Annotated in this window: 19 protein-coding genes; 5 read left to right on the top strand and 14 right to left on the bottom strand. The window is 72.7% G+C overall.

The window, feature by feature from the left end; all coding sequences use genetic code 11:
- Position 1: 1 nt before the first annotated feature.
- Genes RBJ77_RS53580 through RBJ77_RS53540 form a run of 9 tightly spaced genes read right to left on the bottom strand, consistent with a single transcriptional unit; the run spans position 2 to position 11,833 of the window.
- Positions 2 to 2,395, bottom strand: coding sequence for a polysaccharide lyase 8 family protein (locus RBJ77_RS53580; protein WP_372351668.1), 2,394 nt, complete (start codon positions 2,393 to 2,395; stop codon positions 2 to 4).
- Positions 2,392 to 3,498 (bottom strand): DUF1565 domain-containing protein, encoded by a 1,107-nt coding sequence (locus tag RBJ77_RS53575; RefSeq protein WP_372351667.1) that lies wholly within the window; start codon positions 3,496 to 3,498, stop codon positions 2,392 to 2,394. Before RBJ77_RS53575 ends, RBJ77_RS53580 begins: the two co-directional genes overlap by 4 nt.
- Positions 3,498 to 4,118, bottom strand: coding sequence for a hypothetical protein (locus RBJ77_RS53570; protein WP_372351666.1), 621 nt, complete (start codon positions 4,116 to 4,118; stop codon positions 3,498 to 3,500). The genes RBJ77_RS53575 and RBJ77_RS53570 overlap by 1 nt, the downstream gene beginning before the upstream one ends.
- Complete coding sequence (locus tag RBJ77_RS53565; RefSeq protein ID WP_372351665.1) at positions 4,115 to 6,103, bottom strand: hypothetical protein; 1,989 nt, start codon at positions 6,101 to 6,103, stop codon at positions 4,115 to 4,117. Before RBJ77_RS53565 ends, RBJ77_RS53570 begins: the two co-directional genes overlap by 4 nt.
- A gap of 1 nt (position 6,104) precedes the next feature.
- On the bottom strand, positions 6,105 to 7,925 hold the full coding sequence (locus RBJ77_RS53560; RefSeq protein WP_372351664.1) for a heparinase II/III family protein: 1,821 nt from the start codon (positions 7,923 to 7,925) through the stop codon (positions 6,105 to 6,107).
- Positions 7,913 to 8,677, bottom strand: a complete 765-nt coding sequence (locus RBJ77_RS53555) for an SDR family NAD(P)-dependent oxidoreductase (RefSeq protein ID WP_372351663.1) — start codon at positions 8,675 to 8,677, stop codon at positions 7,913 to 7,915. The genes RBJ77_RS53560 and RBJ77_RS53555 overlap by 13 nt, the downstream gene beginning before the upstream one ends.
- 47 nt (positions 8,678 to 8,724) lie before the next feature.
- The gene (locus RBJ77_RS53550) at positions 8,725 to 9,606 is read right to left on the bottom strand and encodes a carbohydrate ABC transporter permease (protein WP_372351662.1); all 882 of its coding nucleotides are present in this window, start codon (positions 9,604 to 9,606) and stop codon (positions 8,725 to 8,727) included.
- Positions 9,593 to 10,549 carry a carbohydrate ABC transporter permease gene (locus RBJ77_RS53545; RefSeq protein WP_372351661.1) on the bottom strand — a complete coding sequence of 319 codons (957 nt, stop codon included), beginning with the start codon at positions 10,547 to 10,549 and terminating at the stop codon, positions 9,593 to 9,595. The genes RBJ77_RS53550 and RBJ77_RS53545 overlap by 14 nt, the downstream gene beginning before the upstream one ends.
- 12 nt (positions 10,550 to 10,561) lie before the next feature.
- Positions 10,562 to 11,833, bottom strand: a complete 1,272-nt coding sequence (locus RBJ77_RS53540; protein ID WP_372351660.1) for an ABC transporter substrate-binding protein — start codon at positions 11,831 to 11,833, stop codon at positions 10,562 to 10,564.
- 324 nt (positions 11,834 to 12,157) lie between these two features.
- Between RBJ77_RS53540 and RBJ77_RS53535 the strand changes: the two genes are divergently transcribed.
- Positions 12,158 to 13,201: a LacI family DNA-binding transcriptional regulator gene (locus RBJ77_RS53535; protein WP_255968881.1), complete on the top strand. Its 1,044-nt coding sequence runs from the start codon at positions 12,158 to 12,160 to the stop codon at positions 13,199 to 13,201.
- A 35-nt stretch (positions 13,202 to 13,236) separates the two neighbouring features.
- Here the strand turns inward: RBJ77_RS53535 and RBJ77_RS53530 are convergent, their stop codons facing one another.
- A complete protein-coding gene (locus RBJ77_RS53530) occupies positions 13,237 to 15,066 on the bottom strand; it encodes a serine hydrolase (RefSeq protein WP_372351659.1) in 1,830 nt (609 codons plus the stop codon).
- A gap of 169 nt (positions 15,067 to 15,235) precedes the next feature.
- Here RBJ77_RS53530 and RBJ77_RS53525 point away from each other — a divergent pair, with 169 nt between their 5' ends.
- The gene (locus RBJ77_RS53525) at positions 15,236 to 16,342 is read left to right on the top strand and encodes an NAD(P)H-dependent flavin oxidoreductase (protein ID WP_372351658.1); all 1,107 of its coding nucleotides are present in this window, start codon (positions 15,236 to 15,238) and stop codon (positions 16,340 to 16,342) included.
- A 227-nt stretch (positions 16,343 to 16,569) separates the two neighbouring features.
- Positions 16,570 to 18,120: an acyl-CoA synthetase gene (locus RBJ77_RS53520; RefSeq protein WP_372351657.1), complete on the top strand. Its 1,551-nt coding sequence runs from the start codon at positions 16,570 to 16,572 to the stop codon at positions 18,118 to 18,120.
- A 61-nt stretch (positions 18,121 to 18,181) separates the two neighbouring features.
- On the opposite strand, the gene RBJ77_RS53515 is transcribed toward RBJ77_RS53520, so the two are convergent.
- Positions 18,182 to 20,596 carry a penicillin acylase family protein gene (locus RBJ77_RS53515; RefSeq protein ID WP_372351656.1) on the bottom strand — a complete coding sequence of 805 codons (2,415 nt, stop codon included), beginning with the start codon at positions 20,594 to 20,596 and terminating at the stop codon, positions 18,182 to 18,184.
- Positions 20,597 to 20,733: 137 nt separating this feature from the next.
- On the opposite strand from RBJ77_RS53515, the gene RBJ77_RS53510 reads away from it, so the two are divergent.
- Positions 20,734 to 22,245 (top strand): acyl-CoA synthetase, encoded by a 1,512-nt coding sequence (locus RBJ77_RS53510; protein WP_372351655.1) that lies wholly within the window; start codon positions 20,734 to 20,736, stop codon positions 22,243 to 22,245.
- A gap of 9 nt (positions 22,246 to 22,254) precedes the next feature.
- Here RBJ77_RS53510 and paaK read toward each other — a convergent pair whose 3' ends face one another.
- On the bottom strand, positions 22,255 to 23,550 hold the full coding sequence (gene paaK, locus RBJ77_RS53505; RefSeq protein ID WP_372351654.1) for a phenylacetate--CoA ligase PaaK: 1,296 nt from the start codon (positions 23,548 to 23,550) through the stop codon (positions 22,255 to 22,257).
- 129 nt (positions 23,551 to 23,679) lie between these two features.
- Between paaK and RBJ77_RS53500 the strand changes: the two genes are divergently transcribed.
- Positions 23,680 to 24,522 (top strand): alpha/beta fold hydrolase, encoded by an 843-nt coding sequence (locus RBJ77_RS53500; protein WP_372351653.1) that lies wholly within the window; start codon positions 23,680 to 23,682, stop codon positions 24,520 to 24,522.
- Here RBJ77_RS53500 and RBJ77_RS53495 read toward each other — a convergent pair.
- Positions 24,453 to 25,775 carry an RNA polymerase sigma factor gene (locus RBJ77_RS53495; RefSeq protein ID WP_372351713.1) on the bottom strand — a complete coding sequence of 441 codons (1,323 nt, stop codon included), beginning with the start codon at positions 25,773 to 25,775 and terminating at the stop codon, positions 24,453 to 24,455. The genes RBJ77_RS53500 and RBJ77_RS53495 overlap by 70 nt on opposite strands.
- A 15-nt stretch (positions 25,776 to 25,790) precedes the next feature.
- Positions 25,791 to 26,195 carry a YciI family protein gene (locus tag RBJ77_RS53490; RefSeq protein ID WP_255968901.1) on the bottom strand — a complete coding sequence of 135 codons (405 nt, stop codon included), beginning with the start codon at positions 26,193 to 26,195 and terminating at the stop codon, positions 25,791 to 25,793.
- Between the last annotated feature and the right edge of the window lie 66 nt (positions 26,196 to 26,261).

Here is a 26,261-nt window from a genome sequence, read left to right as displayed (position 1 = left end):
GTCAGCTCCTCGAAAGGGTCAGGGAGACGGTCGCGCCGTGCAGGCCGGCGGTGTCGACGGTGATCCGGGTGCCGGACCGGCCACGGGCGACGGCGACGCCCCGGCCGGCCCGCCGCACCTTGTAGCCGCGCAGTTCGAGGTCGAGGACCACGCGGTCCCGCAGCTGGGTCGGATCGCTCACCGCCACCTCGACCTGTCCGTCGCGCGGCCGCACGAGGACGGAGGCCGGGCCGTCGGAGGTGAGCTCGCCCGCCTGCCCGGCGGTCCAGAAGTTCGCGGCGAGCAGCCCGTCGGCGGCGCGCCGCACCGCGTGCACGGCCGTGGACGCGGCCACCGTGCTCACCGGCGGCGCGAGGGCCACCTGCGCGGTCCGCTCGGCCGAGGCGCCCGGCAGCTGGAGCCAGCAGTAGCCCGCGTCCGCCGGCGCCGTGCCGTGGTCCTGCCACAGCGTGAGGTAGGGGCGGGTGACCGGGCTGTCCGTGCCGTACTTGATGTTGATGTCCCGCCAGGTCGCGGTGCGCTGTTCGCGCAGGGCCCGCAGCGCCGTCGGGTCCGGGAAGACGTAGCCGCCGGTCCCCGCGAGGTGCACGCCGCGCACGTTCTCGTACCCGGCGGACCAGCCCGCGTCGGACGGCGCGCGGACCCCGTCCACGGTCAACTCGGCCGCGGGGTCGCGGAGTCCGCGGTTCTCGACGATCGTCTCGACCGGTCCGGCGCCGGCCGTGATCCCCGAGCCGACGTGCACGATCACGTCGTCCAGGCAGAACCAGCTCTTGAGCGCCCTGAGGTCGCTCCCGAACGCCCGCAGGTCCTGCCCGTACGCGCCGAGCGTCGTGCCGGGCAGCGCCGCCCCGCCCGCCCAGTCCGCCGCGTTCGTGGTGCGCTGGCCCGCGGCGTCGGCGGGGCGCTGCGCGACGACCGTGGTGCCGGCCAGCCGCAGCGGGTCCACGGTCGGCCAGTAGTCCTCGCTGTAGTGGCCGAGGTCGTCGTCGTACAGCAGGACCATGCCGTCGGACAGGTGCCAGCCGTGCAGGTTCTCGTTCTGGATGGACTCGTAGTTGTAGATGCGCGTGGAGTAGGCGGAGATGCCGAGCGTGAAGCCGGGACGGTGGTGCATCGCCTTGTCCATGCGCGGGAACTGACGATGCGTCACGAGCGGGCCGCGCGGCTTCGTGCTGGAGGCGAGCAGGCGCTGCGCGGCCACGAGCGAGGCCAGGTCGGTGACGTCGAGGAAGTCCCGGTACGTGTCCTCGGTGATCCACTGCTTGACCAGCGCCGCGAACCGGTCGGCGTCCGCGCCGGTCAGCCCCGGCAGCAGCCGCAGGACCGCCTCGATCACGGTCTGCGCCGCGACGTGGCCCTGCTTGCTGGAGCGGGCGATCTCCCGGCCGCACACGCCGTGCTGCACGTCGCCGCGCGCGACGAGCGGCTCGAAGCCGTCCGTCACCCAGTGCCGCACGTTCGCGACGTCCGGGTCGGTGAGCTCCCAGGAGGTGCCGTCGAGCAGGTTCAGGAGCCGGGACAGATTGCCCAGCAGCTCCTTCCCGTAGCCGCCGTTGTAGGGGTGCTTGTAGTGCTGGAGGAAGGAGCCGTCGGAGTAGAAGCCCTCGCCGGTGCCCGAGCCGGAGTCCTGGAACGCGAGCACGCTGTTCGCGCCGCCGCCGTCCACGTCGGACAGGGCGTCCCGCACGCGTGCCAGGTCGGTGCCGTCGCCGCGCAGCACCGCGTTGACCGCGACGACCGTGCAGATCCAGACGCGGTTGGCGCCGGTGGCGATCTGCCGGTCCGCCCGCCACAGGTTCGGGTCGGGCGTGTAGTGGCGCACGGCGTCGTTGATCCGGGTCAGCCGGTCGGCGCCGAGCGCGTCGTGCAGCAGGACGGCCGCGTCGTTCAGGGCCAGGGCGCAGCCGATCTCCCAGTCCCAGTCGTTGTCGAAGCGGGTGTGTCCCGGTCCGTAGCGGTGTTCCAGCATCCAGTCGACGCCCCGGCCGAGCAGGTCGGCGAGGGCCGGGTCGCCGTACCGCGTCGTGCCGGGCACGGCCCACGCGGTGGCGGCCGTGGCGAGCCGCTTGAACGACGTGGTGACGTGGTTCGAGATCGCGGTGCTGGTCAGATCCGGCCACAGGCCGTCCGTGCGGGACGGGTCGAGCCCCTTCAGGGCGGTCGTCGCCGCCCGGTCGATCCGGGCGATCGCGGCGGCGATCCGCGGCTCGGCCGTGTCGAGCCCGGGGCCGCCGGTGAGCAGGGTGTGCCAGCGGGTGCGCAGGAGCGTCGTGTCGTCGGCGCCGGCCGCGGAGCCGGCGGCGTGCGCCGCGCTCAGCAGCGGCGTGGGCAGGGCGAGCGCGGCGAGGGTGGCGCCGGTGCCGGCCAGGACGGTGCGGCGGGTGGTGTTCATGACGCGGCCCCGGCCGAGCAGAGGGCCGTCGGGTCGTAGTCGGCGCCGTAGGTGCCCACGGAGTTCCCGCCGGTGTTGCCGCTCATCGTGTTGCTGCACACCTGGCCCTGCGGGGTGCGCATGACCTTGATGCCGCCGCCCGCGTTGTCGGTGATCGTGTTGCCGTAGACCTCGGTGTCGATGCCGTCGGTGGCGGTGTCGCCGCCGAGCCGGACGCCCGCGCCCGTGTTGTCGTGCAGCGTGTTGTACCGGAAGATGTTGCCGCTGCCGCGCGCGTCGAGCCCGCCCGAGCTCGCGTCGCGCTGCTGCGAACAGTCGTTGTACTCCACGTAGTTGTGGGTGGAGTTCTCCTTCACGTCGACGCACTCGTTGCCGCGCGTGGCGATCGTGTTGTGGTGGATGCGGTTGTTCCTGCTGACGTCGGGCGCCGCGTCCGGCGCGCCGTTCGCCCCCTGCTGCTCGGGGGCCGTGCCGAGGTAGATGCCCTCGCCGTTCTTGCCGCCCCCGCCGAACTTGAAGTCGGCGACTCCGCAGTCGCTGATCGTGTTGCCCGAGACGTCGGCGCCGGTGATCAGATAGCGCAGCCGCAGGCACTCGTCGGCCGCGTTCTTGAGCGTCATGTTCGTGATGCTCAGGGCGTTCACGCCGTTGCCCGGGGTGGTGCTCATGACGTAGACGAGCTTGAGGCGGTAGCCGGCCACGTCGCTCGACGAGCCGAACAGGCCGTCCACCGTGAACCCGTCGAGCACGGTGCCGTCGTGCTGCACCTGCACGATGCGGGCGTTGCCCGCACCCTTGACCACGGCGGTCGACGGACCGGTGAGGGTGACGTTCTCGCGGCGGGTCACGACGTCCTGCCGGTAGGTGCCCGACGCCAGGTGGACGACGGCGCCCTCCGGCGCCACGTCCAGCGCGTGCTGGATGGTGGCGAACGGCGCGCCCGACGACGTACCGGCGTTGCCGTCGCTGCCGCTCGGCGCGACGTAGTACGCGGACGCGGCCGACGCCGGTGCGGCGGGCAGGGCCAGGGCGGCGCAGGCGCCGAGGGCCAGCGCGTACAGGGCGCGCGCGGACGGTCTCGGCAGTCTCGGCGGGTTCGACATCAGGTGGTCCTCTCTGGTTGCGGTGCGGCGAGGTGCAGGGCGAGCAGGACGGGCACGCTCGGACCGAACAGCAGGGGGCCGAGCGGGACGGGCAGGGTCAGGACGACCGCGGAGACCGCGGCGCCGAGCAGGGCGGTGCCGCGGGCGGGCGAGGCGAAGGCCAGGGCGAGCGCCCGCCGGTGCCACTCGGCGGGCGGTTCTTCGGGCGCGAGGCCCGCGTGCGCCGCGAAGGCCGTGCAGTGGACGAACAGCGCGGCCCCGAGACCCGCCTGCGCGGCCAGCAGCACGAACGCGTACGGGCTCGAACGACCGGTCAGGAAGAGCGAGTTGGCGGCGAGCACGGACACGGCCGCCGCCGTCAGCGCACTGTGCCGCCACAGGACGCGCCAGTAGCGGGGGAATGCGCCGAACACCCCGGTGAAGGACCGGTTGTCGCCGTCGGAGCGCCAGCGCTGAAGCGTGTGCGCGAGGGCGGCAAGGGCCGGCAGCCAGGTGACGACCCCGAGCGCGATGACGACGAACGCGGCGCCCGCGGCGGCCGGTTGGGCGATCCGGTCGAGGACCCGCAGCAGTCGGCCGCGACCGCTGCCGCGCCCGGCGACGGACAAGGACAGCGTCATCGCTCCACCACCGCTCCGGTGTACGGCTCGGCCCACTCCCGGACCGGCTGCCCCGGCAGGGCCAGCCGCCGGGCCGCCACCACGTACGGGGCGCGGCCCGGCGCGAGCAGCACCGCCGCCGCGTCCGCCGTCACCTCGGCGGTGCGGATCGCGTGGTCGGCGGGGGAGAGCAGCACCGTCTCCGTGCCGTCCGGGGTGTCGAAGGCGACGCCGTGCGGCACGGCGCGGGCCGTCGCCGCCCCGGCCCCGGGCTCGATCGTCGTCAGGAAGCCGGCGCGTTCCCGGGCGGGGGTCGTCACCGACAGCGTGTGCAGGGTGTGCGTGATGCTCAACTCCGGTGTGCTGGACGTGGGATTGGCGGCCACGTGGGTCTCCTCCGAGGTGACGTCGGCGTCGTCGGGAGCGAGGCGGCGCAGCCACGCGCGGGCGTCGCCCGCGCGGATCAGCCGGTCCCGGCCGTCCGCCGGTCCCGCGGCGGTCGGCGCGTCCGTCTGCAACAGGAACGTCCAGGAGCGCGGCGCCCCGGCCTCGGCGTCGTCGGACAGCACGAGCCGCCCCGACGGGGTGCAGACCAGCGTGCGGTCCAGGCGTCGCACGTCGAGCTCGGCCGGGTACATCGCGCCGATCTCCGCGGTGCCGTGCGCCCAGCCGCCGTCGGCCAGCACGTCCCGCATCCGGGCCTGCTGCTCGAACGGCAGCCCCTCGTAGACGTGATAGCGGTCCTCGCCCGCGAAGCCCCGGCCGTCGACCAGCAGCAGGTTGTGGTGCGCGGCCCGCTTGCGGTTGCTGTAGCCCTCGTCCACCGCCAGGAAGGCGCCCTGGGAGGTGAGGACGAACGACCCGGAGTCCGGGTGGTGGTGCCCCTGGTTGAGGGTCTCCCGGCCGAGCTCCGCCCGGTGCTTCGCCGACGTCTCCCAGGCCTGGTGCCCGCCGCCCGGCGACGCCTTGAACGACACGAACGTCGCCGCCGCGTCCCAGCCGGTACGGGCCGTCAGCAGCCCCAGGTCGGGGAAGTACGCGTGCGTGCGCCCGGGCGCCACCGGCCGCACCGACGGGTCGTGCCACAGGTACTCCAGATACGCCTCCGCCCGGATCCCCGGCCGCACCCCGCTCAACGCGGCCTCGCCGTCGAAGAGTTCACGGTCGACGAGGTCGGCGAGCCACTGCGCCTCGCCGATCCCGAACCGGGCGGCGAGCCGCCGGTACAGGGCGACGCTGTGGCCGCTGCGCCGGTCGTGGCAGTCGCCGTGGCCGGTCTGCTCGGCGAATCCGGGCGCCGACTGGTGCAGCCGGAAGCCGAAGGTGTGCTCCATGAAGCCGCCCCGGCCCCACCAGTCCAGGCCCTCGCGCTCCTGGAGCAGGTCGAGGTGGATCGCCAGCCACGGCACCCCGTACCGCCAGTAGACGACGCCCTCCGCGTGCGAGCCGTCGGCGGGCAGCGCGTCCAGCACCCGCCGGAGGTTGTCCTTGGCGCGCTCCGTCCACTCCTCGCGGCCCAGCGCGTATCCGGCCGTGGCCAGACCCGCGTAACAGATCCAGTTGTGGTTCTGCCAGTACGAGGACGACCACCAGCGGCCCTCCGTGGCCACCGCGAACTCGTACAACCGGCGCCCCTGGACGAGGAGTTTGTAGCGCAGCAAATCCGCGAGGTCGGGGGAGAGGGCGTCGCCCAGCCAGTGGTGGGCCAGGCCGAGGCCGTGCAGCAGCCAGCCCGCGTCCAGGTCGTGATCGGGCATGTGGGCGCGGCCCCAGTGCGGGAAGCGGACCGCCGCCGCGATCCACCGCTCGGCCTCCGCCAGATGCGCCGGGTCCCCGGTGACATGGTACGCGAGCGCCGGGTTCGCGGCGGCCGGACCCAGCCAGGTGATGCTGGCCATCGGGTGCCGGGCCGGCGGCACCAGCGCCCGGTGCCGCACCGCCTCGTCGAGCAGCCGGCGCTCCTGGTACGGGCGGGGACCGGCGGGCGGCGTCGCGGACAGCAGCACGTCAGACCCCCGTCCCGTGCACGGCCCGGGAGCCGTCCGCCAGGTCCACCACGACCTCGTACCCGGCCAGCCGCACGCCCGTCACCGCCGGGCCCTCGGCCGCGCACTGGTACACGGAGACGAGCACGAACCGGTCCGTCGACGCCGTGAAGTCGACCCAGGTGCGGGTCAGTTGGGGATCGTCGGCCGGACCGGGGCCAGGCCGGGTCACCGGCCGCACGGGGACCGACGCCGCGTGCCAGCCGTGCAGCACCTCGTCGTCGCCGTACCAGGTCGTGCGGACCGGTCCCGTCGGCTGCACCTGGACGTCGAGGGCGACGCCCGGCCGCAGCTGGCCGGTCACCTGCCGCTCGTCACCGGCCACCACCGTCAGCACGTCCACGAGGTGGCAGGCGCCCGCCTCGACCCGGCGCACCGCCCGCACCCCCGGGTACGCGTCCGTCACCTCGGCGGTCACCGACGTCGCGTCCCGCGCCAGGAGCCGGCCCGCGCACTCCGCCTGCTCGGCACCCTCCACCCGGAACGCCGGATGCGCGGCCGTCGAGGCGTAGTGGTCGCGGAACTCGGCGTGCGCGTACGGCACTTCGCCCGGATCCGGCTGCCAGCACGCGCCCGCCCCGTACAGCGACAGGGCGAGCTTGTCGCGGTGGCCGTGCGAGCCGCCGTGCGGCCCGAACGCGAGGACGGCCTGCACCCCGGCGGCCCGTACGACCGCGTAGCCCGCCTCGTCGAACACGGTGACCGGCGCGGGCGCCGGGCGTTCCGGCAGGGCCGGGCCGGCGAACCAGCCCGTCCCGGCCACGAGCCGGTCCAGCCCGTCGTCCGCCGCACCCGCCTCGGCGCGCGCCCGCCGGGCGACCGCGCCGAGCCGCGGCGACGGCGTGAACTCCTGTGCCAACGCGCACAGTTCGAGCCATTCGAGGGCGAGCGGGGCGCGCAGGTAGGGGCCGTCGTTGAGGGCGGGCAGCACCCCGCCGTCCGTGGCGATCGCCGCGAGGACGTCCACCATGCCGGCCAGGCGCTGGGCCACGTCGGACGGCACGGCGGCGGGGGCGACGCCGCGCAGCGCGAGCAGCGCGGCCCGCAGCACGAACCCGTGGTAGTACGTGCTGCCCTCCCACTCCCAGCCGTCGCCGCCGACGCACGCCCGCAGCTGCGCGTACAGCCCGTGCGGGCCGTCGAGCCACTGCTTCGCGCCGTCCCACTCCGTCCCGCGCACCAGGGCCGCGGCCCGGCCCGTCGCGATCCCCGCCGCCGTCAGCCACGTCGTGTAGTTCGACGCCAGGTCGCCCCGGTCGACCAGGACGTGCCGGGCGTCCAGCGCGGCCCGCTCCAGCTCGTCGAGCAGCGGCAGCAGAGCGTCGGTGCCGGGCGTGCCGCGCAGCGCGAGCGTCCACACCGCGTGTCCGACGTTCACCGCCCAGATCGCGTCGGTCAGCGCCTGGTGGAAGAGGCGGCCGCGCAGCATCCAGGACTGGGCGCCCTCATGCCCCTCGGCGGCCAACTCCCGGTACACGTCGGCGTATTCGAGAAGCAGCCGGACCGCCTCCGTGCCCTCGCCGCCCTCGCCGCCCTCGCCGTTCTCGTCGCGCAGCGCCAGGACCCGGATGCGCCGGGCCCACGCCTGATGGGAGAGGACCGTCCACGCGCCCCGCACCTCGGGGGTGTCCACCCGGCAGCCACGGGCGCACAGCGCCCCGCCCTCGGGGAACACCCCGGACAGCACGTCGCCGTGATCCAGTTCGAGACCGTGCGCGGGACACACGAACGCGTGCCACCAGCCGCCCCGCTCCCGCGGGATCATCCGGTTCACCGGGGCCATACGCCACCGTCGATGTCCAGCGTCGTACCGGTGAGGAAGCCCGCGGCGGGCGAGGCGAGGTGGACGACGGACGCCGCCACGTCCTCGGGCGTGCCGGGCCGGCCGACGGGGATGCCCGCGGCCATCGCCTCCTGCGCCTCGGGCGCCGTGAACGTGTCGTGGAACGCGGTGCCCTTGATGAAGCCCGGCGCGACCGCGTTCACCGTCACGCCCGACGCCGCGACCTCCTTGGCGAGCGCCTTGGTGAAGCCGCGGACACCGGCCTTCGCGGCGGCGTACGCCACCGAGCCGGGCCCGCCGCCGTTGTGCGCGGCCAGCGACGACATGGTGACGATGCGCCCGGCGGACGACGCGGCCAGGTGCGGCAGCGCGGCCCGGCAGGTGCGGAACGTGGACGTCAGGTTCGCGTCGACGACCTGGTCGAAGTGCGCGTCGCTCATCTCCGCGACGGTCGCCCGGCCGATCAGATGGCCCGCGTTGCAGACGAGGACGTCGAGCCCGCCGAGGAATCCGGTGGCCTCCGCGACGAGCCGGTCCACCTCCGCCGTGACGGTGACGTCGGCCTGGAACGCCTTGGCGCGCCGCCCCAGCTGCTCGATCGCGGCGACCGTGTGCCCGGCCTCGTCGGCCGAGCTGCGGTAGTGCACGGCGACGTCGCAGCCCGCCTCGGCGAGCGCGACGGCGATGGCCCGGCCGATGCCGTGGCCCGCGCCGGTCACGAGCGCACGGGAACCCTGAAGATCACTGGACATGCGGAAGAAGACCTTTCACAGAAGGACAGAAGGGGAGTCACGAGAAGTCACTTGAGGCCGGTGTGCGCGAACCCCTGGACGAAGTAGCGCTGCCCGACGAGGAAGAGCAGCACCATCGGCAGCGTCGCGAGCGTCGTGCCGGCCATGAGGAAGTGCCACTGGGTGCCGTTCTCGGTCTTGAAGACCGACAGGCCGACCTGGATGACGCGCAGACTGTCGGTGCGGGTCACGAGCAGCGGCCACAGGAAGTTGTTCCACGACGACTCGAAGGTCAGCAGCGCCACCGTGGTCAGGGCGGGCTTGACCTGCGGCGTCATGATGCGGGCGTAGATCCGGAACTCGCCGAGCCCGTCGAGCCGGGCCGCCTCCTCCAGTTCCACCGGCAGGTCCAGGTAGAACTGGCGGAACAGGAACACCGCGAACGGGGTGACCGCGTCGGGCACGATCAGCGCCCACCACGTGTCGAGCCAGCCGCTGCCACCCTGCCCGAACAGGTCGTTGCCGCCCGCCAGCGGCATGAACCGCACGATCAGGAACTCCGGCAGGACCTTCGTGTACGTCGGGATCATCAGCGCCGCGACGAAGCAGTAGAACAGGAACTCACTGCCGCGGAACCTGATCCGGGCCAGCGCGTAGCCGGCCATCGACGCGAAGACCACGTTCAGGACGGTGTGGCTCGCCGCGATGACGAAGCTGTTGCGGGCGTACGTCGCGAACGGCGCGGCCCGAAGGGCGTCGGCGTAGTTCCCGAAGGCCCAGTGGGTGGGCAGCAGGCTCGTGTCGGCGGAGGCGATCTCCGCCGGTGTCTTCAGGGACGTCACGATCATCCACAGGAACGGCACCACCATCAGGAGCGCGACCAGGGACAGCGTGACGTAGAGGGCGACGCGGCCGGGGGCCGGTGGCCGCCGGGTGTCAGTCGTGGCCACGGGTGCCTCCCATGATGCGCCGGTTGACCAGGGTGAACCCCATGAGGAGCACGAACAGCACCAGCGACTGGGCGCAGGCGTAGCCCACGCGGAACTCGCGGAACGCCGACTTGTAGATCTCGTACGTCATCATCGTCGTGGAGCCCGCCGGGCCGCCGTCGGTGAGGATGTAGATCTGGTCGAAGGACTGGAACGCGCCGATCAGCGAGGTGATCAGGACGAAGAACGTGGCGGGCTTGAGCAGCGGCAGCGTGATCGAGAAGAACTGCCGCACCGGCGACGCCCCGTCGACCGACGCGGCCTCGTACAGGTCCTTGGGCAGGTTCTGCAGCGCGGCCAGGTAGATCAGCATCTTCATGCCGATGCCCTGCCAGATGCCGACGAGGATCACCGAGGGCATCGCCCACGACGTGGACGCGAGCCAGGCGGGGCCCTCGATGCCGAACAGGCCGAGGAGCGTGTTGAACAGGCCGTTGCGCGGGTTGTAGATCCACAGCCACACCAGGGCGATGGCCACGGTCGCCGTCACCTGCGGCAGGAAGATCGCCGTGCGGAACACCCCGCGGGCCCGCAGCCCCCGGTCGAGGGCGAGGGCCAGCAGCAGTCCGAGGAGCATCCCGAACGGCACGGTGAAGAAGGTGTAGATGACGGTGTTGACGATCGACTTGCGGAACATCGCGTCGTCGAGCATGTCGCGGAAGTTGGCGAGGCCCACGAACCGCGGCGCGGTCAGCACGTCGTACGACGTGAACGCCAGGTACACGGCGGCGACGATCGGCAGGCCGATCCACAGTGCCGCGTGCAGCAGGGCGGGCGTCACCATCAGCAGACCGGCCCGGCGGCGGCGGGCACCAGGGCCCTTGCCGCGCGGGGGAGTCGACGGACGGGGTGGTTCAGCGGGCGCGGCCGGCGGCCGCGTCTTCAGTACGGAGACGGCTCCCACGGTCAGCGCCCCTCACAGCCGGGAGATGGCCGCGTCGGCCAGCTCGCCCAGCTCGGCGATGGCGGCGGCCGCCGACTTGCCGCTCACGACGGCGGGCTCCAGCGTCGGCTTGATCTTCTCGCGGATCTCCATCCAGGCCGGGGTGCCGCCCTCGGCGCAGGCGTCCTTGAGGTTGCGCACCGAGAAGTCGACGAGCTTGTTTCCCTTCACGTACGACGACGAGCGCAGCGAGGTGATGCCGGGCACGGTCTCGCGCTGCGCGGCGGCGGCGAGGACGTTGTCCGGCGCGGCCAGGTGCGCGACCAGCGCCTGGGCGGCCGCCGCGTGCTGGGTGCGGGCCGACTGGCAGACCAGGGTGCCGCCGGTGAGCATCGCGGGCTTGCGGCCGCGCAGCACGAACGCACCGATGAGGTCCTTCTCGATGAGGTCCGGGCTCTGCTCCTGCAGCTGCTTCCACAGTCCGCTGCCGGTCATCATCATCGACGCCTTGCCGAGCTGGAGGTTCGTGGTGGCACCGGCGTCCCCGTCGGTCTTCTTCGTGTAGTCGGCGGAGCCGTCCTTCTGCAGGTCCTTGAAGAACTGCAGCGACTCCACGCCCCGCGCGCCGGTGAACGCGGGCTTGGTGCCGTCCGCGTTGAACAGCGTGGCGCCGTTGGCGTAGAGGAACGTCTCCCAGCACTGCCGCAGATCGATGGAGAACGGGTCGATGCCCATCCGGTCGCCCTTGGTCAACTCCTTCGCCATGGCGCGCAGTTCGTGCAGGGACGTCGGCGGCTTCTTGATGCCGGCCGCCGCGAAGTGGTCCTTGCGGTAGGCGACCAGGCGGGTCGCCATGACGGTCGGCAGCGCGTACAGCTTCCCCTGGTAGCGGGAGGGTTCGAGGACGCGGTCCTCGTAGTCGTACTTGGCCGCGAGGGACTCGGGCAGCTCGGCGAGGACCTTCTTCGCGGCGAACGGCGGGATCCAGCCGACGCCCATCATCAGCACGTCGGGCAGCAGCCCGCCGGCGAGCGCGGTGGTGATCTTCTCGTTGAGCTGGGTGTAGTTCGTGTAGTCGACGTTCACCTTCACGTCGGGGTGCTTCTTGCGGAACTCCTTGAGGATCTTGCCCTCCAGGAGCTGCTTGCCGTCCGCACCCTCGTAGATCGGGGCGAGCAGCGTGATCTCCCCCTCGGCCGGTCCGTCGGCCTTGCCGCCTGCGTCGGTTCCGGCGCCGCAGCCGGTGAGCGCCGCAGCCGTGCCGGCGCCGAGCGCGGCCAGGAGCGATCGTCTCGAGAGTTCCATGGGACACCCCTTAAGAGGCGAGGGAAGCGAGATGTGACTGATGCCAGTGGTGCACCGATCACTGCACCGATGCAGTGATCGGCACAGTCAGGCCCGGTGAAGTCGGCCAGGCAGAAGGCAAGATGGGGAACCCGTGGCGGGTCGGGCCTTCGGTAAATCGATGCACTGATGCTAGGAACGGCCTCAACGAGGCGTCAACAGCCAAGGCACAGTTATTTTTCCGGGAGGTTACGGGGATCAAGAAGCGCTCGGGCGGTGTTGCTCGTTCAGTAAATCGGTACACTGCTGCGTACAGTGACGTGACGAGCCGGAGGTGGCACCGCGTTGAACGGGGTAACGATCCATCAAGTCGCGCAGGCGGCAGGGGTGTCGGCGAGCACGGTCTCGAACGTTCTCAACGGACGCACGGACCGCATGCAGCCCGCGACCCTCGCCCGCGTGGAACAGGTCATAGAGACGCTCGGGTACCGGCCCAACCGCGCGGCCCGCATGCTGCGCACCGGCCGGATCCAGGTCATCGGCCTGATCGTCCCGTCCGTGGCGAACCCCTTCTGGGGTGCACTGGCACGGGAGTTGGAGGCGGTCGCGCTGGCCGAGGGCTATCACGTGCTGCTGTGCAACAGCGAGCGCGATCCGGCCCGCGAGCTCAAGTACGGCGAGGAGCTCCTCGCCGACGGGGTGAGCGGCGTCGTCCTGTGCTCCTCGCTGCCCACCCTCGACCATGTGGCACCGCTGCTCAAGCGGGGCCTGAAGATGGTCGCGTTCGACCGGGCGGCCCAGTCGGGCGACCCGGCGTCGCTCGCCAGCATCAGCGTCGACAACGCCATGGGCGCCGAGCTCGCCACCCGCCATCTGCTCGAACTCGGCCACCGCAAGCTGGCGTTCGTCTCCGGCTCGGTCAGCAGCGTCAACCGGCGCGAGCGCATGCGGGGCTTTCGCGCGGCTCTGGAGGACGGCGGCGTCGACCCGGCCTCGGCAGTGGTCTGGCCGGGCGCCGCCACCAGCGAGTTCGGCGACAAGGAGTCCGCCGAGCTGGGCCGGGCCGCGGCCCGCGAACTGCTCACGGCGCCCGAGCCGCCCACCGGGTTCGTCGCCATCAACGACATGTGCGCGATCGGCGTGTGCCGGGGCGCGAAGGACGCCGGGGTCAGCGCGGGCCGGGAGGTCTCGGTGGTCGGCTTCGACGACATCCTGCTCGCCGAACTCTTCGAGCCGCCGCTCACCACGGTCCGCCAGCCGCTGCCCGAGATGGCCGCCGAGACCTTCCAGCAGCTGCGCTCCCGCATCGAGACGTCGTCGGGCGCCGGCCGCTCGCTGCTGATCCGCCCGCGCCTGGTGGTCCGCGAGTCGACGGCGCCCGCCCGCTGACCGCGCGGGTCACGGGGCGGGCGCCGCGCGGCGCGTCAGTCCCGGGAGGCCGTCCAGCCGGTCGCCTCGATCCGGGACGAGTCGGCCGGACGCGACTCGTCGAAGGCCACCTTGCGGCCGTCGTCGACCCGGATGCCGTCCACGTACGCCCCGCGTCCGACGTACAGCTGGTCCGTCGTGTACCGCCAGCGCACCCGGGCCGCCGCCGACGTGAAGCCGCCCAGGTCCGCCGTGAGCCGGTGCCAGGAGCGGCCCGCGTAGCCGTCGATGGCACCCGCCGGACGGGCCTCCGTGCGGTCCGTCGTGAACGGGAGCGGAGCCCAGCTCGCGCCGCCGTCCGTCGACACCTCCAGGTACAGGAAGTCGGAGTGCGGCTCCGTGTCCCACCACAGCGCGCACGACAGCCGGGCGTCCGGTGAGGTCAGCCGCAGGTCCGGCAGCGTCAGCGTGGCGGAGGCGGCGCTCGCCATGCCGGAGAACCACGCGGTGCGGCCGTGCGCGGGACGCACCGCGACGGCGCGCGCCATGTTGTTCGCCGCGGCGACCCGGGGAGCGGAGCCGGACCGCCAATTGCGCACGGGGTGAACGGAGTTGCCCAGCACGATGAGGAAGGAGTCGGTCGTCGGGTCGAGCACCAGCGAGGTGCCGGTGAAGCCCGTGTGACCCGCCGTGCGGGGCGTCGCCATCGCGCCCATGTACCAGTGCTGGTACAGCTCGAAGCCGAGGCCGTGCTCGTCACCGGGGAAGGCCGTGTTGAAGTCCGTGAACATCAGGTCCACCGACTTCTCGGAGAGGATCCGGGCCTTGCCGTAGATCCCGCCGTTGAGCAGCGTGCGGCCCAGGATCGCCAGGTCCCACGCGGTGGAGAAGACCCCCGCGTGGCCGGCGACGCCGCCGAGCCCGAACGCGTTCTCGTCGTGCACCTCGCCCCAGACCAGGCCACGGTCGAGCCCCGACCACGGGGCGCGCGCGTCCTCGGTCGCCGCGACCTTCGGCTTCCAGGCGGCGGGCGGGTTGTAACGGGTGCGGGTCATCCCCAGCGGTCCCGTGATCCGCTCGCGCAGCAGCACGTCGAGCGCCTTGCCCGTGAGTTCCTCCAGGACGAGCTGGAGGGAGATGAGGTTGAGGTCGGAGTAGAGGTACGTGGTGCCCGGCGGGTTGAGCAGCTTCTCGTTCCAGACGAGCCGGATCTGGCCCTCGCGGGTGGGCTCCTTGTAGAGCGGGATCCACGAGCGGAACCCCGAGGTGTGGGTCAGCAGTTGACGGATCGTCACGTCCTGCTTGCCCGCGCCCGCGAAGTCCGGCAGGTACGAGGCGACCTTCGCCTCCAGCTCCAGGGCGCCGCGCTCGATCTCCTGCACGGCCAGGATCGAGGTGAACAGCTTCGACACCGAGGCCAGGTCGAAGACCGTGTCCTCGGCCATGTCGATCTGCTGGTCCGGCGGGAATTCGATGCCGGTGTCCGTCGTGTCGTCGTAGTGGGAGTAGCGCACCGCCTTGCCGATCGGCTGGTGCAGCGCGACCGTGCCGCCGCGGCCCGCGAGCAGCACCGCGCCCGCGTACCAGGGGTGCTTGGGGCCGCCCGGGTAGGGGCCGAGGAACTTCTCCGCGTCGACGACCAGCTGCCGCAGGTGTCCGGCGAGCAGACCCGCGCGCTCGGGGGAGCCGCGGCGCAGCGTGGGCCGCGCGCGCTCCGCGGTGGCCGCGGCCGCGGTCGCGGGGCCCGCGGGGAACGGGGCGAGGGCGAGCGCGCCGCCCAGCGCGAGGCCGAAGGCGCCCAGTTGGCGCCGGGTGGGTCCGCCCGCTGCCGGGTCGGGTCTGTCTGCTCTCTCCGGCCTGTCCGCAGCTTCGGTTGTTCCGGTCATGAACGGGGCCCTCCTGAAAGTATCTTTCGGGATCTACCGCGACGGGTGAAACTTTCATGTCAGTGGTGGCCCGTGTCAACCACTTGTGCCCGTGACCGGCCCGTGAAGAATCTGACGCTGCATCAGAAAACCTCTTCCGTCGGCCGGTTCGCTGCGGCATCCTGCGCCCATGCAGACGGAGCTGAGCAAGAAACTGGGGATCGAGCACGCCGTCTTCGGCTTCACGCCGTTCCCTGCGGTGGCCGCCGCCATCAGCAGGGCCGGAGGCTTCGGCGTGCTCGGCGCGGTCCGCTACACGGCACCCGACGAACTCAAACGCGACCTGGACTGGCTGCAGGCGCACGCCGACGGCAAGCCGTACGGACTCGACGTCGTCATGCCCGCCAAGAAGGTCGAGGGCGTCTCCGAGGCCGACGTCGAGGCGATGATCCCGGAGGGCCACCGACAGTTCGTCAAGGACACCCTCGCCCGGCACGGCGTGCCCGAACTCGCCGAGGGCGAGGCGTCCGGCTGGCGCATCACCGGTTGGATGGAACAGGTCGCCCGCAGCCAACTCGACGTCGCCTTCGACTACCCGATCAAACTCCTGGCCAACGCGCTGGGTTCACCGCCCACCGACGTCATCGCCCGCGCCCACGACCAGGACGTCCTCGTCGCCGCGCTCGCGGGCAGTGCCCGGCACGCCCGCAAGCACGCCGACGCGGGCATCGACGTCGTCGTCGCCCAGGGCTACGAGGCCGGCGGCCACACCGGCGAGATCGCCTCCATGGTCCTCACCCCCGAGGTCGTGGAGGCCGTCGACCCGCTGCCGGTCCTCGCCGCGGGCGGCATCGGCAGCGGACAGCAGGTCGCCGCCGCGCTGGCGCTCGGCGCGCAGGGCGTCTGGCTCGGCTCGGTGTGGCTGACGACGACCGAGGCCGACATGCACTCCGCCGCCCTCACCCGCAAGCTGCTCGCCGCGGGCTCCGGCGACACGGTGCGCTCGCGCGCGCTGACCGGGAAGCCGGCGCGGCAGCTGCGTACGCAGTGGACTGACGCGTGGGACGACCCGGCGGGGCCCGGCACGCTGCCCATGCCGTTGCAGGGGCTGCTCGTCGCCGAGGCCGTCTCGCGGATCCAGAAGTACGAGGTGGAGCCGTTGCTCGGGACGCCCGTCGGGCAGATCGTCGGCCGGATGAACGAGGAGCGGAGTGTGCAGGCCGTGTTCGACGAGCTGACGCGGGGCTTTGAGCGGGCGATCGACCGGCTGAACCGGATTGCGGGGCGGGACGCGTGAGCGCCGCGGGGGCGTGCGGACGTTCGCGACTGCGGGCCGGTGGTCCACCCCCGCGCAGTTCCCCGCGCCCCTGAGGGCTTGCGGCTTCGCCGCGCCCTCATGAAGGCGCACCGAGTGCGCCCTTCAGGGGCGCGGGGAACTGCGCGAACAGCCCCCACGACCCGAGGCCGCCCACCGGACGGAACCGGGCAGACGAGTGGACGGACCCACAGGAGGAGAGCCGAGCCATGAGCACACCCCCGAACGGATTCTGGGCGCAGGCCACGGCCGACCCCGACCGCACGATCCTGCACGCCCCGGACGGCGAGACCTGGACGGCAGGCCGCCTGCACGCCGCCGCCAACCAACTGGTGCACGGCCTCCGCGAGGCCGGCCTCACCCGCGGCGACGCCTTCGCCGTCGTCCTCCCCAACGGCGTCGAGTTCTTCACCGCCTACCTGGCCGCCTCCCAGGCCGGCTTCTACCTCGTGCCGGTCAACCACCACCTCGTCGGCCCGGAGATCGCCTGGATCGTCGCCGACTCCGGCGCCAAGGTGCTGATCGCGCACGAGCGGTTCGCCGAACAGGCGCGGGCCGCCGCCGACGAGGCGAAGCTCCCGGCCACCCACCGGTACGCCGTCGGCACGGTCGACACCTTCCGCCCGTACGCCGAACTCCTCGACGGGCAGAGCGAGTCGGCGCCGGACGACCGGACCCTCGGCTGGGTCATGAACTACACCTCCGGCACGACGGGCCGCCCGCGCGGCATCCGGCGCCCGCTCTCCGGCAAGCTGCCCGAGGAGTCCTACCTCGGCGGCTTCCTCGCCATCTTCGGCATCAAGCCCTACGACGACAACGTGCACCTCGTCTGCTCGCCGCTCTACCACACGGCCGTGCTCCAGTTCGCGGGCGCGTCGCTGCACATCGGGCACCCGCTGGTCCTCATGGACAAGTGGACGCCCGAGGAGATGCTCCGCCTCATCGACACCCACCGGGCCACGCACACCCACATGGTGCCGACCCAGTTCCACCGCCTCCTCGCGGTGCCGCAGGAGACGAAGGACCGCTACGACGTGACGTCCATGCGGCACGCCATCCACGGCGCCGCGCCCTGCCCCGACCACGTGAAGCGGGCGATGATCGACTGGTGGGGGACGTGCGTCGAGGAGTACTACGCGGCCAGTGAGGGCGGCGGCGCGTTCGCCACCGCCGAGGACTGGCTGAAGAAGCCGGGAACCGTCGGAAAGGCGTGGCCCATCAGCGAGTTGGCGGTCTTCGACGACGACGGCAACCGGCTGCCGGCCGGGCAGCTGGGCACCGTCTACCTGAAGATGAGCACGGGCGGGTTCGCGTACCACAAGGACGAGGGCAAGACGAAGAAGAACCGCATCGGCGACTTCTTCACCGTCGGCGACCTCGGCCTGATCGACGAGGACGGCTACCTTTTCCTGCGCGACCGCAAGATCGACATGATCATCTCGGGCGGGGTCAACATCTACCCCGCCGAGATCGAGTCCGCCCTCCTCACCCACCCCGCCGTCGCCGACGCCGCGGCCTTCGGCATCCCGAACGACGACTGGGGCGAGGAGGTCAAGGCCGTCGTCGAGGTCGCCGAGGGCCGGGCGGCCGGGCCCGCCCTGGCCGCCGAGATCCTCGCCCACTGCGAGACGCAGCTCGCCGGCTACAAACGGCCCAAGAGCGTCGACTTCATCGAGACGATGCCGCGCGACCCCAACGGCAAGCTGTACAAGCGGCGGCTGCGGGACCCGTACTGGGAGGGGCGGACCCGGGCGGTGTGAGGCCGCCGAGGGCTTCGGGCCGGCCGGGATCCCGTCCCGGCCGGCCCGTCGCCACGGCTGCCTAGTCGCGCACCCGCACCACCCTCAGTGCCGGCGACTTGCGGATGTCCTTCTCGCAGAACCGCTCCGTGACCCACTTCTGCTGCGAGTAGAGGTGCGTCTGGTCGCTGTAGTGCGGCGAGTTCGGGTTCGACGACTGGGAGTACGTGACGAGGGTGCGCGCCACCGGGCAGCGCCCGCCGTCCCAGCCGACCGCCTGGATGTAGCTCGACCCGTGCGCGACCTCCGTGTAGCCGCCGCCCGCCGCGTCCCACACCGGCTCGACCTTGTTCCAGACGCCGAGCGACTCGGTACCGCCGGGCACGGGGATGCGCTCACCGCCGCGCACCACGAACTGGTTGTCGCCCAGCTTCGCGTCCAACGGGATGCCCGCGGCCTTCAGTTCGGCCACCGTGTCGGCGAGCGCCGTCGCGAAGCCGGGCGCGTCCGTGGCGAGGGTGTTCGGGGTCCGGACCGGATCGGCCGCCGAGAAGGGGACCTTCCACAGCTGCGCCGCCGGCACCGCCGCCGTCAGCTTGCGCCAGAACCGGTCGAAGAGCAGCGCTCCCCGGCTGCCCGTGGTCATGGTCCGGTCCCAGGAGGCGAGCGCGGTGCACGCCCCGGACACGTCCACGGCCGTGCCGTCACTCGCGGTCGCCCGGCCGGCGGGCAGGGCCGCACACGCCTTCGCCGCGTCCGCCGCCGCCAGGTCACCGGCCGGCACCCGGTTCGTGAACTGCTGCCGCTGCAGGTCCGCGACCGTCAGCGAGCCCTTGTCCGCCATCGCCGCGACGTCCTCGACCGCACCCCGCGTCCGCATCGAGCGCTGCGTGCCGACCGTCCCGAAGACCCGCTCGTAGCCGGTCAGCGGCCGGTCCGCATTGGCCAGCCAGGCGCTGTCGTTGGAGTTCTCGGCGTACGGGGCGTCCTTGAGCACCGGCATCTTCGACGGTCCGAAGATGCCCGGCTGCACCGCGTCCTTGTCGCTGCCCAGCGCGCAGTCGCCGCGCGAGCCGTCGAGGACCGCGACGCCCGACGCCGGATACGTGACCTTGCCCAGCGGCGTCGAGCAGCGGGCCGCCAGGTCGTCGGTGATCCGCGGCAGGACCTGCGACTGGGTGAACAGGGAGTGGCCGGAGGAGTCCGCCGCGATCGTGTTCACCCACGGGATGCCCTGGCTGCGCCGCAACGACCTGAGCACGTCGTCCGTCGAGCGTGCCTTGCTGAAGCCGAGCGCGGTGTCCGAGGCGCGCAGGTTGGCCGCGTTCGGGTCGTTGAGGGCGTACGCCGTCGTCGCCGACCAGGGCAGGGGCAGGCCCGCGCCGAGCGAGGTGACCACCGGCCCGTACCGCGTCCACCACTGGGTCCGCGTCACGTCGGCGGCGCCCCGCACGGGCACGGTCACCGTCCGCTTCGTCATCCGCTCCCGCTTGCCGTCGACCAGGTAGGCGGTCGGGTCGGCCGGGTCGAGGGTGAGCTGGTGGACGTTGAGGGTGACGCCGGTGGCGACCGTGTGGCTCCAGGCGACGTGCGCGTTGTGCCCGATGGAGATCCCGGTGGTGCCGAGCAGCGAGCCGCCCATGACGTCGAGTTCGCCGGGGATCGTCTGCTGCGACTGCCAGAAGCGGCGGCCGCCCTGCCACGGGTAGTGCGGATTGCCGAGCAGTAGGCCCCGCCCGTTCGCCGTCGTGGCGCCGCTGAACGCCACCGCGTTCGAGCCCATGGTGGAGTCGTCCTGGGAGAACAACGCCCGGGCGGCGTCGGCCAGTTCGTCCTTCGAGGGCGCCTTGCCGGGGGCCGCGGGTGCCGTCGGCGGCTGCGCGGCCGTGATGCCGTCGATGCCGCGCCCCTGCCCGCCGAGCACCGAGATGGCAAAGCCGCGCGCCGCCACGTCCAGCGACGTGACCGGCCGCACCCAGGCCGCGCCCTTGCAGGCGGGGTCGGTGATCCGGTTCTGCTTCAGCCACGCGTTGTACCCGGCGGCCCAGCCCCGCATCGCGTCCTCGGCGTCGTCGCTCGGCCCGGCCGGCGCCGGCGTGGCGAGCAGCTTCTCGACCGTGCGCGACTCCCGTACGCCACGGAAGTAGAGGTCGCTGGAGAGGTTCTTGGTCGCGGAGGAGAGCGAACCGTCGGGTGCGCCGTCCGCGCCGAAGTAGCGCGACCGCTCACCGCGCACCGTGACGAACCCGTCGGCCAGCGTGCACACCTGGTCGGCGGCCTGCGCCCAGCCCGTGCCGAAGCCGAGGTTCGCGTAGTCCTTGGCGACGATGTGCGGAATGCCGTACTCGGTGTACCGGATCGTGGCGGACAGGCCGCCGCCGTGCGGGCGCTCGGGCCGGTCGGCGGCGGCCGACGGCAGCGCGGCGGTGGAGGCCAGCGCGGTGAACAGGGCGATCCCGGCGACCGCGAGGCGCCGTTGTCTCGGGCGGTAGCGCATCGTGCTCCCAACTGCAGTGCGGACAGGGGCGGTTGAGCGTACCAATCGGTATGTCGCCTGCCGAGGGTCGGCGGCGCCCTTGCGGGTCCGGTGTCCGGCACCTTGACCTGGCGTCCGGCACCGCACAGGATCACGCCATGACGAGGTCACAGGCAGCAGGAGCGGCGTCCAGCACCGTCGACGGAGTGCTGCGGCGCAGCGCTCGCCGCACCCCGGCGCGCGTCGCCGTCCGCTACGGGCCGCGCGCCTGGACGTACGAGGAGCTCGACGACGCGGTCTCCCGCGCGGCGGGCGCCCTGCGCGGCCTGGGCCTGGCGCCCGGCGACCGGGTCGGCGCCTACGCGCACAACTCCGACGCCTACCTCATCGGCTTCCTCGCGTGCGCCCGCGCGGGCCTGGTGCACGTCCCCGTCAACCAGAACCTGACCGGCGACGACCTCGCGTACATCGTCCACCAGTCCGGCAGCGCCCTGGTGCTCGCCGACCCCGATCTGGCCGGCCGCCTCCCCGACGGGGTGCGGACCCTGCCGCTGCGCGACGCGGACGACTCACTGCTCGCCCGCCTGGCGACCGCCGCCCCGTACGACGGGGAGCAGCCGGGCGCCGACGACCTCGTGCAGCTCCTCTACACGTCCGGGACGACGGCCCTGCCCAAGGGGGCCCGGATGACGCACCGGGCGCTCGTCCACGAGTACGTCAGCGCGATCCACGCGCTCGACCTGAAGGAGACGGACCGCCCGGTCCACTCGCTGCCGCTGTACCACTCGGCGCAGATGCACGTGTTCCTGCTGCCCTACCTCGCGGTCGGCGCCACGAACACGATCCTGGACGCGCCGGACGCCGCCCGGATCTTCGACCTCGTCGAGGAGGGGGCGGCCGACAGCCTGTTCGCGCCGCCCACCGTCTGGATCGGCCTCTCCCAGCACCCGGACTTCGCCACCCGTGACCTCGGCGGACTGCGCAAGGCGTACTACGGCGCCTCGATCATGCCGGTGCCGATCCTGGAGCGGCTGCGCGAGCGGCTGCCCGCGCTCGCCTTCTACAACTGCTTCGGGCAGAGCGAGATCGGCCCCCTGGCCACCGTCCTCGGGCCCGACGAGCACGAGGGGCGGATGGACTCCTGCGGGCGGCCCGTCCTCTTCGTCGAGGCGAAGGTCGTCGACGACGACGGCAAGGACGTGCCCGACGGCACGCCCGGCGAGGTCGTCTACCGGTCCCCGCAGCTGTGCGACGGCTACTGGGACAAGCCGGAGGAGTCCGAACTGGCCTTCCGGGACGGCTGGTTCAGGTCCGGGGACCTCGCGGTGCGCGACAGCGAGGGCTACTTCACCGTGGTCGACCGGGTGAAGGACGTCATCAACTCCGGTGGCGTACTGGTCGCCTCCCGGCAGGTGGAGGACGCCCTCTACACGCATCCGGCCGTCGCCGAGACCGCCGTGATCGGGCTGCCCGACGAACGCTGGATCGAGGCCGTCACCGCCGTCGTCGTCCGCTCGGGCGACGTCACCGAGGACGAACTCGTCGCGCACGCACGCGAGAAGCTCGCCCACTTCAAGGCGCCCAAGCGGGTCGTCTTCGTGGACGAGCTGCCGCGCAACGCGAGCGGCAAGATCCTCAAGCGCGAGCTCAGGGACCGGTTCGCCGGCTGACGCGCCCGGTCACGGGGTCCGGTCGCGCAGGTCCATGATCCGCTTGATCTTGCCGACCGAGCGCTCCAGGGTCTCCCGGTCGACGATCTCGACGGCCACCGTGACGCCGACCCCGTCCTTCATCCCCGCCGCGATGGCCCGTGCCGCCGCGTCCCGCTCCTCGCGGGTCGCGTCCGGGCGGGCCTCCGCGCGGACCGTGAGCGCGTCCATCCGGCCCTCGCGGGTCAGCCGCAGCTGGAAGTGCGGCGCCACTCCCGGCGTGCGCAGCACGATCTCCTCGACCTGCGTGGGGAAGAGGTTCACCCCGCGCAGGATCACCATGTCGTCGCTGCGTCCGGTGAGCTTCTCGATCCGCCGGAAGGCGGGCCGCGCCGTGCCGGGCAGGAGCCGCGTCAGGTCCTTCGTCCGGTAGCGGATCACCGGCATCGCCTGCTTCGTCAGCGAGGTGAAGACCAGCTCGCCGTGGGAGCCGTCCGGCAGCACCTCGCCGGTGAGCGGATCGACGACCTCGGGGTAGAAGTGGTCCTCCCAGACGTGCAGCCCGTCCTTGGTCTCCACGCACTCCTGGGCGACGCCCGGTCCGACGACCTCCGAAAGCCCGTAGATGTCGACCGCGTCGATCCCGCAGCGCTCCTCGATCTCCCGGCGCATCTCCTGCGTCCACGGCTCCGCGCCGAAGATCCCCACCTTCAGGGACGTGGAGCGCGGGTCCACGCCCTGGCGCTCGAACTCGTCCAGCAGCGTCAGCATGTACGACGGCGTCACCATGATGACCCGGGGCTTCAGGTCCTGGATCAGCCGGACCTGGCGGGCGGTCATGCCACCGGAGGCGGGCACCACGGTGCAGCCGAGCCGCTCCGCCCCGTAGTGCGCGCCGAGACCGCCCGTGAACAGGCCGTACCCGTACGCCACATGGACCGTGTCGCCGGGCCTGCCGCCCGCCGCGCGGATCGCCCGCGCCACCATGTCCGCCCACATCGACAGATCGGCCTCGGTGTACCCGACGACCGTCGGCAGCCCCGTCGTGCCGCTCGACGCGTGCAGCCGGCGCACCTCGGAACGGTCCACGGCGAACATCCCGAACGGGTAGTTGTCGCGCAGGTCCGCCTTCGTCGTGAACGGGAACCGGGCCAGGTCCTCCAGGGCCGCGCAGTCCTCGGGGCGCACTCCGGCCTTGTCGAACGCGTCCCGGTAGAAGGGCACCCGCTCGTACACCCGGTGCAGGGTCTCGCGCAGCCGCTCCAGTTGCAGCGCCCGCAGCTCCGGCGCGCTCAGCCGCTCGCCCTGGTCCCACCATTCCGTCATCGAAACGCACTCCCGACCGATCATTCGGTTGATTTGCTGGCGCCAGTAACGCAAGGCGGGACTGCCCACGTCAAGGGATGTGCCGCAAACGCGTTGCCCTCGTGACGGCGGGCCTGTGAAGATCACGGCATGTTCACGTTCACCGCACCCGACGGCACCGCCCTCGCCTGCCACGTCCGGGGCTCCGGGCCGCCACTGGTGTGCCTGCCCGGCGGACCGATGCGCGCGTCCGAGTACCTCGGGGACCTGGGCGGACTCACCGCACACCGCACCCTGCACCTCCTCGACCTGCGCGGCACGGGGGAGTCCGCGGTCCCGGCCGACGAGGCGACGTACCGCTGCGACCGGCAGGTCGAGGACGTCGAGGCGCTCCGGGTCCGGCTCGGCCTGGAGCGGATGGATGTCCTCGCCCACTCCGCCGGCGGCAACCTCGCCGCGCAGTACGCGGCCCGCCGTCCGGAGCGGATCGGCCGCCTCGTCCTGGTCACCTCCGCGCAGCGGGCCCTCGGCTGCGCGGCGAGCGCCCAGGAACGCAGGGACGCGGCCGCCCTGCGGTCGCACGAACCGTGGTTCGCCGCGGCGTACGCCGAGTACGAGAAGCTCCTCGCCGGCCGCGACGACGCCACGTACCTGTACGACGCGTTCTTCTACGGGCGGTGGGACGAGCGGGCGCAGGCGCACGCCGCCCGCACCGACGCGCAGACCAACGAGGGGGCCGAGGCGGTCTTCGCGTCCGAGGGCGCCTTCGACCCGCCCGCGACCCGCGCCGCCCTCGCCCGCCTCGACGCGCCCGCTCTGCTGCTCGCCGGGGAACTGGACGGCGGCCCGAACCCCGAACTGGTGCGGCGCACCGCGGAGTTCTACCCACGCGGTCAGGTCGTCGTCCAGCCGGGCGCCGCGCACTACCCCTGGCTGGACGACCCGGAGTCCTTCGTCGGCGTGGTGGAGGGGTTCCTGGCGGCGGAGTCCTGACCCGGTTCGTCGGGGGCGGCGGCCAGCTCCGCCGCCCTGATGGTGAGGTGGTGCCGCTCCGGCAGGCTCGCCGTGCGGGCGGCCGCCGCCCGGTAGTCGGCGATCGCACCGTCCAGGTCACCGGCGAGCTGCCGCAGATGGGCGCGGACCGCGAACAGCCGGTGGTGCGCGGCGAGCCGGGGATCCGCCGCCAGGACCCGCACCGCGTCCAGGCCCGCGCCGGGACCGTGCACCATCGCCGTGGCGACCGCCCGGTTCAGGGCCACGAACGGGTTCGGCGCGATGCCCTCCAGGACCCCGTACAGCGCAAGGATCTGCGGCCAGTCCGTGTCCTTCGCGCTCTCGGCCTCGTCGTGCACCGCCGCGATCGCGGCCTGCACCTGGTACGGGCCGACGGGCCCGCGCGGCAGGGCCGCCGTGATCAGGGCGACGCCCTCGTCGATCGCCGCCGCGTCCCACCGCGAGCGGTCCTGGTCGGCCAGCGGGACCAGCTCGCCGTCCGGACCGGTGCGGGCCGCGCTGCGGGCGTGCGTGAGCAGCATGAGCGCGAGCAGTCCGGTCACCTCGCTGTCGTCGGGCAGCAGCCGGTGCACGGCGCGGGTCAGCCGGATCGCCTCCCGCGACAGCTCCACGTGCTGCAGCGCGGGGCCCTCCGTGGTCGCGTACCCCTCGTTGAAGATCAGGTACAGCACGTGCAGGACGGCCGCGAGCCGCTCGGGCCACTCGTCGGCGCCCGGCATGGCGAAGGGGGCGCCCGACGCCTTGATGCGGGCCTTGGCCCGGCTGATGCGCTGCCCCATCGTCGCCTCGGGCACCATGAACGCCCGCGCGATCCCCGGCGTCGTCAGACCGCCCACGCAGCGCAGCGTCAGCGCGATCGCCGACGCGGGGCTGAGCGCCGGATGGCAGGACAGGAACAGCAGCGTCAGGGTGTCGTCCCGGCCCGCCGGGTCGTCCGCGTCGGCGGCCGGCGCCGCCCACAGGTCGTCCGGGGTGCGCGCCGCGACCAGGTCCTCCCGGCGCCGCCGCGCCTGCTCGCCGCGGACGGCCTCCGTCATCCGCCGCTGCGCCACCGTGATCAGCCAGCCGCGCGGCCGCTCCGGCACGCCCTCCCGCGGCCACTGCCGCACGGCCGCGAGGAGCGCCTCCTGCACGGCGTCCTCCGCGGCGTCGAAATCGCCGAAGCGGCGGGTGAGCACGCCGACGACCTGCGGCGCGAGCGTGCGCAGCAGGTCGTCGAAGGAACCCTCGATGCGGTGGGGCAGCGGTCACAGCTCCTGGGGCGGCGCCGACATCACCTGACGCACCTCGATCGGCATGTTCAGCGGGCGGCCGCCGGGACCGGGCGCCGCCGACACCTGGGCGGCCAGTTCCACGGCCCGCTCCTCGCTCGCGCAGTCCACGATCCAGTACCCCGCGAGGAACTCCTTCGTCTCCGGGAACGGCCCCTCGGTGATCACCGGAGCGCCCTGGCCGCCGGCCCGCACGATCCGTGCGGTGTCGGGCATCGCGAGACCCTGCGCGTCGACGAACTCGCCGTTCTTCTCCAGCGTCGCGTTCGTCTCGCCCATGAACGCGATGTGCGCCTTGAGCTCGTCGGGCGACCAGCTGTCGATCGGCGGGACCTCGTCGTGCTGGGCGGCGCTGAACTGCATCAACAGCATGTACTTCATGGTGTTCTCCTCAAGGTCGGTGCCCGCTTCTCGCCGGCTCTCACGAGGAGGTAGAAGCCGATGCCG

Origin of the sequence: Streptomyces sp. KL116D (assembly GCF_030766975.1) — a bacterium.
Classification (GTDB): Bacteria; Actinomycetota; Actinomycetes; order Streptomycetales; family Streptomycetaceae; genus Streptomyces; species Streptomyces longispororuber_A.
Note: the sequence above shows the minus strand (reverse complement) of the source record. Positions and strands in the feature narration are given on the sequence as shown.